General features: G+C 67.2%; 6 protein-coding genes. All 6 read left to right on the forward strand.

Annotated elements, in window-relative coordinates; all coding sequences use genetic code 11:
- Window position 1 precedes the first annotated feature (1 nt).
- The gene (locus AB0M45_RS05185; protein WP_364323041.1) at window positions 2–928 is read left to right on the forward strand and encodes a decaprenyl-phosphate phosphoribosyltransferase; all 927 of its coding nucleotides are present in this window, start codon (window positions 2–4) and stop codon (window positions 926–928) included.
- Window positions 929–932: 4 nt separating this feature from the next.
- Window positions 933–2,870, forward strand: a complete 1,938-nt coding sequence (zomB, locus tag AB0M45_RS05190; protein WP_364323105.1) for a flagellar motor control protein ZomB — start codon at window positions 933–935, stop codon at window positions 2,868–2,870.
- Window positions 2,871–3,097: 227 nt separating this feature from the next.
- A complete protein-coding gene (locus AB0M45_RS05195; protein ID WP_364323044.1) occupies window positions 3,098–4,165 on the forward strand; it encodes an alpha/beta hydrolase family protein in 1,068 nt (355 codons plus the stop codon).
- A 299-nt stretch (window positions 4,166–4,464) separates the two neighbouring features.
- Window positions 4,465–5,526 (forward strand): alpha/beta hydrolase family protein, encoded by a 1,062-nt coding sequence (locus AB0M45_RS05200; RefSeq protein WP_364323046.1) that lies wholly within the window; start codon window positions 4,465–4,467, stop codon window positions 5,524–5,526.
- 708 nt (window positions 5,527–6,234) lie between these two features.
- Window positions 6,235–7,275: an alpha/beta hydrolase family protein gene (locus AB0M45_RS05205; protein ID WP_364323048.1), complete on the forward strand. Its 1,041-nt coding sequence runs from the start codon at window positions 6,235–6,237 to the stop codon at window positions 7,273–7,275.
- Window positions 7,276–7,492: 217 nt separating this feature from the next.
- A complete protein-coding gene (locus AB0M45_RS05210; RefSeq protein WP_364323108.1) occupies window positions 7,493–9,292 on the forward strand; it encodes an alpha/beta hydrolase-fold protein in 1,800 nt (599 codons plus the stop codon).
- Window positions 9,293–9,546: the final 254 nt, after the last annotated feature.

Below are 9,546 nucleotides of genomic sequence, written 5' to 3' on the forward strand. Positions count from 1 at the left end.
CATGAGTGAAGAGCCGACCGGCGCCGACCTAGCCGAGGCCGTTGTCAAGGGCCCGCCCAAGACGCTGGCCGGTGGTCTGTTCAAGGCGGTCCGTCCGCGGCAGTGGGTCAAGAACGTCCTGGTGCTGGCCGCGCCGCTGGCCGCGGGCACGGCTGCCGACGTGGACGTGCTCGCGCCTGTGGGTGTCGCCTTCGTGGTGTTCTGCATGGCCGCCTCGGGCATCTACCTGGTCAACGACGCGCTCGACGTGGAGGCCGACCGGGCCCACCCGACCAAACGGTTCCGGCCGATCGCCGCGGGCGTCGTCCCGGTGAACCTGGCCTACCTGCTCTCGACGCTGCTGTTGGCCGGGTCGGTCGCGGGCTCGTTCCTCGCGTCGTGGCAGCTGGCCGTGGTGATGACGATCTACATCGGCATCCAGCTGGGTTACTGCTTCGGCCTCAAGCACCAAGCGGTGCTGGACATCTGCATCGTGTCCTCCGGCTTCCTGCTGCGCGCGGTGGCGGGCGGCGCGGCGGCGAGTATCCCGCTGTCGCAGTGGTTCCTGCTGATCATGGCCTTCGGTTCGCTGTTCATGGCCGCGGGCAAGCGTTACGCCGAACTGCAGATCGCGCTGGGCACCGGGGCCAAGATCCGCAAGTCGCTCGAGTACTACACCCCCACCTACCTGCGCTTCATCTGGACGCTCGCCGCGACAGCGGTAGTGGTGTTCTACGGGCTGTGGGCGTTCGAGCAGGACGGCAAGAACGACACCGAGTGGTTCGCGATCTCGATGATCCCGTTTACCATCGCAATCCTGCGTTACGCGGTCGACGTCGATGGTGGCGAGGCCGGTGAACCCGAAGAGATCGCGCTGGGGGACCGCGTCCTGCAGTTCCTCGCAATTGCCTGGATCGGAGCGGTAGGTGTCGCTGTCTATCTCACCTGACGAGATGCTGGTAGCGGGGCGAACGGAATACGCGGGGGAGCGGCCGGCCGATGAGGCGGCGCGCTCTGTGTCGCGCTTCGCGCGCCTATCCAAAGCCACTTTCGTCGGTGGGATCGCGCTCACCGTCGTCCTTTTCGCGGTCGGAGGCTGGCAGCGGCGCTGGATCGCCGACGACGGTCTCATCGTGTTGCGTACCGTGCGCAACTTGCTGGCGGGCAACGGCCCCGTCTTCAACAAGGGTGAGCGCGTCGAAGCGAATACCAGCACGGCGTGGACGTATCTGGTGTGGTTCTTCAGCTGGCTGACCCAGGCGCGGCTCGAGTACGTGGTGCTCGGTGTCGCGCTCACGGTGTCGCTGGCCGCGGTCGTGTTCGCCATGCTCGGCTCGGCGCGGCTGTGGGGCGGGACCGGCGCCGGGCTGCTGCTGCCCGCGGGCGTGCTGGTCTACATCGCGCTGCCCCCGGCCCGTGATTACGTCACCTCCGGACTGGAGAGCGGTCTGGTGATCTGCTGGATCGGCCTGCTGTGGTGGCAACTGATGCGATGGAGCCAGGCGAAATCGGTTCGGCTGCCCGGTCTGCTCGGCCTGGTTTTCCTCGCCGGCCTCGGCCCGCTGATTCGTCCCGAGATGACGCTGGTCGGCGCCTTCGCACTGTTGATGATCTTCCTGGCACCGATGCCGGAAAGCGGGCTGCGCCCCATCGTGCTGCGTGCGGCGATCGTCGCCGTGGCCGGGCTGGTCCCGATGGGCTATCAGATCTGGCGCATGGGGTACTACGGCCTGCCCTACCCGAACACCGCTGTCGCGAAGGATGCGGGCGGCGCCAAATGGGGCCAGGGCTTCACTTACCTCTGGGATCTGGTCGGCCCGTACTTCCTGTGGGTTCCGCTGCTGGTGCTGCTGACCGCCGGTGTGGTCGCCGCCCGCGCGCGAGCGGGCCGGACTGCGCAGGCCGACCGCGACGAGGCGGGTGGCTGGTCGGTCGGCCGCGCCAGGAGTTGGCTGCGGTCGCCGGGCGCGGTGGTCACCATGGTCCTGGTCAGCGGGTTCCTGCTGACGTTGTACGCGCTGCGGGTCGGCGGCGACTTCATGCACGGCCGGATGCTGCTTCCGCAGCTGTTCCTGTTCCTGCTCCCGGTCGCGGTGCTGCCGGTCCGGGTGCCTGTGGGCGGTGTGCGCGCGACCACGGCCGATTGGTCCTTCGCGGTGCTCGCGGTCGCGCTCGTCGGCACCGCGGGCTGGGCGCTGTTCGCGGCGAGCACCACCGCCATCAAGACCGGTACCAAGATCACCTCGACCGGCATCGTGGACGAGCGCGTCTACTACGTGCTCAACACCGGTCACGACCATCCGGTCCTGGCCGAGGACTACCTGGACTACCCGCGCGTCCGCGCGATGGTCAACGACATCGCGGCCAGCCCGAACGGTGGTCTGCTGCTCAACTCGCCGTCGTTCATGTTCTGGTACATCGCTCCGCCGCCGCAGCCGATTCCCGTCGGCGGCGTCGGGCACACGGTGTACTTCCTCAATCTGGGGATGACCAGCATGAACGTTCCGCTGGACGTGCACGTGATCGACCCGATGGGCCTGGCCTACCCACTGGCCGCGCACACCGACCGGCTCGCCGACGGCCGGATCGGGCACGACAAGAGCCTGTACCCGGACTGGGTCGTCGTGGACACCGGCATGGTCGACAAGAAGCCGTGGATGCCCTGGTACCTGGACGAGAAGTGGGTCACCCAAGCACGTACCGCGATGTCCTGCCCGGACACCCGGGCGCTGCTGATCTCCTCTCGCGATCCGCTCACCTTCGAGCGCTTCCGGCACAACCTGCGCAACGCGCTGCGGTTCGCGAAGTACCGCATCGACCGGGTGCCGAAGTACGAGATCCAGCGCTGCGGACTGGCCGATCCGTTCCCGCAACCGGTCGCGCCGCGCTGAATTGCTGAAGCGGATGGGCCCGGCCAGCACGCTGCGCCGGGCACCGACGTGCGAGTTCGGTAAAGTGGCGTACGCCGCTTTATCTCTTTTTGATAACGCCCGCGCATCGATACCGATATAGGCTACGACCGTAGGCCCGGCCGTGGCGTCCACCGGTCGTGGGCATCGGCGAGGGCAACCGTGTGGACGGCTTGCCGCTGTCGCTGTGGAACGAAAGGTTGAAACTGATGCGAGGCGTGATCGGGCGTCGTCTGAATACTCGAAGAGCAGGCTCCTGGCTCAAGCGGTCCATGCTGGTATCGCTGGCTGTTCTGCTACCGCTCGGGGTGTCGGTGGCAGGCCCTGCCGCCCCGGCGTCCGCCGCGTTCAATCCGGACGGCTTCGACTTCTGGGTCGATTCCGAAATGGGGCCGATCAAGTCGCGCATCTTCCGTGCGGCCGACGGCAACACCGGGCGCGTGGTGTACGCGCTGGACGGCATGCGCGCGCGTAACGACCTGAGCGGCTGGGAGATCGACACCGAGGTCGCGCGCGAGCTGACCAAGTGGAACATCAACGTGGTCATGCCGGTCGGCGGTCAATCGAGCTTCTACGCCGACTGGAACGGTCCCAGCGACTTCTTCGGTCTCGGCAGCGCCGGCTCCTCCACCAGCGGGTCGGCGAACTCGGGCTCCGGCCTGCTGACCGGTTCCGCGGGTGGCCCGGGCAAGACCAGCACCTACAAGTGGGAGACCTTCCTCACCAACAACCTGCGCTGGGCCCTGCGCGACCGGCTCGGCTTCAACCCGAACGGCAACGGCGTGTTCGGCCTGTCCATGGGCGGCAGTGCCGCGCTCACCCTGGCGGCCTACCACCCCGATCAGTTCCGTTACGCCGGTTCGTACTCCGGGTACCTGAACGTCTCCGCGCCGGGCATGCGCGAGGCGCTGCGCGTCGCCATGCTGGATGCGGGCGGCTACAACATCGACGCCATGGCGCCGCCGTGGGGCCCGCAGTGGCTGCGGATGGACCCGTTCGTCTTCGCACCGCGGCTGAAGGCCAACAACACCCGTCTGTGGGTCTCCGCGGGCAGTGGCCTGCCGAGCGCGGCGGACGGCCTGAGCTTCAGCACGGTCAACGCGATGGGGCTGGAGGCGCTGGCGCTGGCCAACACCCGTGCGTTCCAGGTCCGCATGCTGACCCTCGGCGCGGGCAATGTCACTTACGACTTCCCGGCCGTGGGTGTGCACAACTGGAACTACTGGGCCGACGAGGTCTACCGGATGATCCCGGACCTGTCCGCGAACATCGGGTAAGCAGCAAGTAGCGAACCACCGACCGCCCTGCGCCTCTAGTGCAGGGCGGTCGGTCGGTTTCTGGGGTCGTCCCGGATTTCCTCGGCAACGAATACGAAGACGAAACGCTTCGGTGGTTGTGCACTGGATCACTATCCAGCAACATGAAGGCATTCGTTCCCGATTGATACGTGAACAACATGCATCGAGGTAAATTCGTCCGCTTCATGACTGACATCGGGGTCGGTGTTCGGTGAGAGGGCCGGTGAAGGTCGCTAGATGTTTGCCGAGTAGGTCGCCCGAGGGAAAGGTCGAGTGTGATGGGAAGTGCGCGCTGGAAACGCGGTCCCGGTAGGTATCGATCAACCGGTTCGTGGTTGCGGCGGTTCGTTCTCGGTGTCGCCGTGGCAATGCTGTTACCGCTCGGAACGACCATCGCGGGTATCGGCGCCCCGGCGTCGGCGGCGTTCAACCCCGCCGCCTTCGACTTCTGGGTCGAATCCCCCATGGGGCCGATCAAGTCCCGGATTCTGCGCGCCGGGGACGGCAACACCAATCGGGTCGCCTATGTGCTCGACGGCATGCGGGCCCCGGAGCACCTGAACGGCTGGGAGATCGAGACCAACATCCCGGAAGTGCTGGCCCGGCACAACATCAACGTGGTCATGCCGGTCGGCGGCATGTCGAGCTTCTACGCCGACTGGAACGCGCCGAGCGAATTCTTCGGCGTCCCGGCGGGCGCCGGCTCGAGCACCGGCTCCGGAATACTCGACGGGTTCGCCGGCGGACCGGGCAAGAGCTACCGGTACCAATGGGAGACGTTCCTGACCAACAACCTGCGCTGGGCGCTGCGCGACCGGCTCGGGTTCAACCCCTACCGCAATGGCGCATTCGGTCTGTCCATGGGCGGCAGCGCCGCACTGACCCTGGCGGCCTACCATCCCGATCAGTTCAGCTATGCCGGTTCGTTCTCCGGTTACTTGAACATCTCCGCGCCCGGCATGCGGGAGGCGATTCGCACGGCGATGATGGACGCGGGCGGCTACAACGTCGACTCGATGGCGCCGCCGTGGGGTCCGCAGTGGCTGCGGATGGACCCGTTCGTCTTCGCGCCCAACCTGGTTCGCAACGGCACGCGCGTGTGGATCGCGGCGGCCAGTGGCTTGCCCGCGGCGACCGACCCTGCGTCGTTCAACACGCTCAACGGCATGGGCCTGGAGTCGCTGGCATTGGCGAACACCCGCGCGTTCCAGGTCCGAATGGCGACGCTGGGCGGCGGCAACGCCGTCTACTCTTTCCCGCCCTTCGGCATTCACGCCTGGAACAACTGGGCCGATGAGGCCATGCGGATGATTCCGGACATGTCGGCGAACATCGGCTGAGCTGTGTTCAATTTGCGGCGCCTGCGGGCCCGCGTGTTCATGGCCCCCCTTGTGGCTCGCGCCCGAGCGACCGCCGCTTGCGACTTCGTCGCGTACGCGTCGGCCGCTCAGGCGCGAGCCGGGCCACGAACGGGCAATGCTTACTGTCGGTGCGCTCGCAAATGCAAGCCGGGCCGACTGCTTTCGTTGGGTGGCAGCCGCATGGCTGGCTAGTAGCTGAGTGGGACCGGTCGGTATGAGTCGTCGGTCGCGCGCATCCGTTGCTGCGGCTATCACGGCAGATCTCGGGCCTGATCACGTTTTGGTCTCCAGAGCGATATGACCGGAGGGCTGAGAAGTATGCATGCCTGGAGCCCGGCTCGGAGCGCATGCCGCTCCGGGGAAGATCTCGGCTCGGTGACAGTTCCCGCCAGGAACGGAAATATCTTGGCTTCCAGCACGACATCACCCTCCGAACGCGATAAGGTCACCGCACCATTACCTTGTGCAAACGGAGGGATTTCGACCACCGGAAAGGCCCCGACCTTGCTAAAGCGGGGGGCGTCGAATATCGTCCAGCGAGCGCAAGTGTGACCAGATCGTTGTAGCGCCGCCACAGGACCGGATAGTCGGGACCGTCCCGTGACGCGCGTCTCGTTGGCAACACGGGTGCCGCTTCGCCCTACGGGCGGCGAGTGGCACCACAACAGCAGAAAGAGAGCAGGATTCATGCGTTTCGGCAGGGCGGCCGCGCCGAAGAGAACACAGTCGGGACGGCGAGGCGCGCCTCGCGGTTGGCGTAATCGAATTCTGGCTGTCGGTGCCGCCGTACTGGCGCTACCGACCGCCGCCGGACTGGCGACCCCGACCCTCGCCACCGCGGCCCCGTCGGCGCACGCGCCGGTGTTGCGGGCGCCTGCGGGTGGCTTCGAGGACCTCATGGTTCCCTCCAGCATGGGACCGATCAAGGTGCAGGTGCAGTGGGCCTCGCGCGGTGGTAGCGCGGCGCTCTACCTGCTCGACGGTCTGCGTGCCCGCGACGACCGCAACGCCTGGTCGTTCGAGACCAACGCGTTGCAGCAGTTCGGTGGCGACAACATCACCTTGGTGATGCCGGTCGGCGGCCAGTCCAGCTTCTACACCGACTGGTACGCGCCGTCGAACCTGAACGGCCAGAAGACCACCTACAAGTGGGAGACCTTCCTCACCAAGGAGCTCCCCGCCTTCCTGGAGGGCTACGGCGTTTCGCGCACCAACAACGCGGTCGTCGGCCTGTCCATGGGCGGTAGCGCGGCGCTGGCGCTGGCGGCCTACCACCGCGACCAGTTCAAGTTCGCCGCCTCCTACTCGGGCTACCTGAACATCTCCGCCCCGGGCATGCGCGAGGCGATCCGCATCGCGATGCTCGACGCGGGCCGCTACAACGTCGACTCGATGGCGGCTCCGTGGAGCCCGCAGTGGCTGCGGATGGACCCGTTCGTCTTCGCGCCGCAGCTGCGCGGCCTGCCGATGTACATCTCGGCGGCCAGCGGCCTGCCGGGCCAGTACGACCAGCCGAACTCGGCGGTCGGCGTGTTCAACACCGGCAACGCGATGGCGCTGGAAGCCCTCTCGCTGGTGAACACCCGCGCGTTCCAGGCCCGCCTGAACTCGCTGGGCATCCCCGCCCGGTACGACTTCCCGGCCGCGGGCACCCACGCCTGGAAGTACTGGGAGGGTCAGCTGTTCGCCTCGCGCAACATGATCCTGGACGCCACCGGCGCCTGGTGATCTGATTCACTCCTGACGCGTTCAGGCCGCACCGATCTCGGTGCGGCCTGAATTGCGTTCGGGGTGGCCCGACTGGAGCGAACAGAGTTTGCTGTGCAGCGCGTGTCTCGCATGAACCCCGCCATAACCGGAGTACAAAGCTCATGTGACAGGGATAACGCGCGGTAGCTGGGGCAAATTCGGGCGCCTCGTCGCTCGTTCGGCACGCGGGCGGCTCATGCTGCTCGCCACCGCTTTGGTGGTTTCGCTATCCGCGAGCCTGCCGGTTGCCGCTCCCGTCGTCGCGCAGCCCGCCGCGGTATCGGCCGCGCCGGTCGTGCAGAAGGTCCACTGGCTCGGCGACCGTCGCGTCGCGCTGTGGGTGACCTCGCCGTCCATGGGCGCGCCGATCCAAGTGCAGCTGCTGCTGGCCAGGGACTGGAACGCCCGGCCGGAGGCCCGATTCCCCTTGCTGTTCCTGCTCGACGGCCTGCGCGCCACCGAGGACGAGAGCGGCTGGACCAAGGAGGCGGGGGCGGTCGAGTTCTTCGCCGACAAGAACGTCACCGTCGTGCTTCCGGTCGGCGGTCAGTCCAGCTTCTACTCCGACTGGCTGGAGCCGAACAACGGCCGCAACTACAAGTGGGAGACCTTCCTGACCGAGGAGCTTCCGCCACTGCTGGAGAGCCAGTGGCGAGCATCGGATGTGCGGGGCATGGAAGGCCTGTCGATGGGCGGCACGGCCGCGATGTTCCTCGCCGCGCGCAATCCCGGGTTCGTGCGGCACGCCGCGTCCTATTCCGGTTTCCTGACCACGACGACGCTGGGCATGCCGCAGGCCATCCAGTTCGCCATGCGTGACGCGGGCGGTTTCGACTCGGCCGCCATGTGGGGCCCGCCGACGAGCGCGGAATGGGAAGGACACGACCCGTACGCGCTGGCCGACAAACTGAGGGGCGTCAGCCTCTACGTTTCCAGCGGCAGCGGTGCGATCGGTCCTTTCGACCAGGCCTCGGCCATTCCGGGGGTGAGCACCAACTTCGCGGGCATGGGCCTGGAGATCCTGTCCCGGCTGACGTCGCAGAACTTTGTCACCAAACTGGCGAAGCTGGCCATTCCGGCGCAGGTGAACTACCGCCCGTCCGGCACCCACTCCTGGCCGTACTGGGATTTCGAGATGCGCCAGTCCTGGCAGCAGGCCGCGACCGCGCTCGGCGTCGAGCTCGACAAGCCCGCCTGCCAGACGAGCGGGGCGATCGGCGCGGTGGCCGCGGCGACCAGCTGGCTCGGCGAGTGCCTCACCGGCGAGTACCCGGTGGCGGGCGGCATGGCCCAGGATTTCAAGGGCGGCCGGGTGTTCTTCGTGCCGGGCAGCGGCGCGTATCCGGTCGGCGGCATGATCGCCGCCGGTTACCAGGCCGCTATGGGCCCCGGCGGGCCGCTGGGGCTGCCGACGGGCGACGAGCGCGCGCTCGAGGACGGACGGGGCAGGTTCCAGACCTTCCAGCACGGTTCGCTGTACTGGACACCGCAGACCGGCGCCCAAGTGGTCCGCGGCGCGATCCTAGAGGAGTGGGGCAAGCAAGGGTTCGAGCGTGGTCCCGCGGGCTATCCGGCCGCGCCGGAAATCAAGACGCCGCACCGGGACGGTGCCGTGCAGGCGTTCGAGAACGGCCCGTTCTACTACGGTCCGGCCACCGGCGTGCACCGCGTCCAGGGTTTGATCCTGGGCAAGTACGCCCATCTCGGCTACGAGAACAGCCCGCTCGGTTTCCCGGTTGCCGAGGAGCAACCGCTGAAGGATCTCGGCCGGTTCAGCCGATTCGAGGGCGGCAACATCTATTGGAGCCCGCTGTCGGGAGCCTGGGCGGTCCGCAACGGTCCGGTACTGGATGCCTGGCGCGAGATCGGTTACGAGACCGGCAAACTCGGCTATCCGATCAGCGACGAGTTTCCCATTCCTGGTGGCATCCAGCAGAACTTCCAAGCCGGATTCATCACGGTGCGCAACGGCAAACCGGAAGTTCACGGGATCTGAAGCCCGCGGCCGCACCACCCCGGTGGTGAGCGAAGCGAGGCCGCGCATCTCGGTTCGCGGCCCGGCTGGTATCCAAGGGGGCGAAGCGCGGATGCGGTTGAGTCCGTACTCTTCAAGGCTGAGCCACCAACCGCTCGATTCCAAGACGTGTCAACCCCGTCGGGTGCGAGTCTTACGAGCACCGTTCGCGGCCCGGTTCGGGTCCGAGCGGGCGAAGCACATGCGCCGTAGGCGCGAGCCTCGCCCGCTCGGAC

The organism is Nocardia sp. NPDC051787 (assembly GCF_040681325.1).
GTDB lineage: Bacteria > Actinomycetota > Actinomycetes > Mycobacteriales > Mycobacteriaceae > Nocardia.

Excerpts from the sequence above, each read along its gene's own strand:
- AB0M45_RS05185 (WP_364323041.1), top strand. The coding sequence starts at position 2 with ATGAGTGAAGAGCCGACCGGCGCCGACCTAGCCGAGGCCGTTGTCAAG.
- zomB (WP_364323105.1), top strand. The coding sequence starts at position 933 with ATGCTGGTAGCGGGGCGAACGGAATACGCGGGGGAGCGGCCGGCCGAT.
- AB0M45_RS05195 (WP_364323044.1), top strand. The coding sequence starts at position 3,098 with ATGCGAGGCGTGATCGGGCGTCGTCTGAATACTCGAAGAGCAGGCTCC.
- AB0M45_RS05200 (WP_364323046.1), top strand. The coding sequence starts at position 4,465 with ATGGGAAGTGCGCGCTGGAAACGCGGTCCCGGTAGGTATCGATCAACC.
- AB0M45_RS05205 (WP_364323048.1), top strand. The coding sequence starts at position 6,235 with ATGCGTTTCGGCAGGGCGGCCGCGCCGAAGAGAACACAGTCGGGACGG.
- AB0M45_RS05210 (WP_364323108.1), top strand. The coding sequence starts at position 7,493 with ATGCTGCTCGCCACCGCTTTGGTGGTTTCGCTATCCGCGAGCCTGCCG.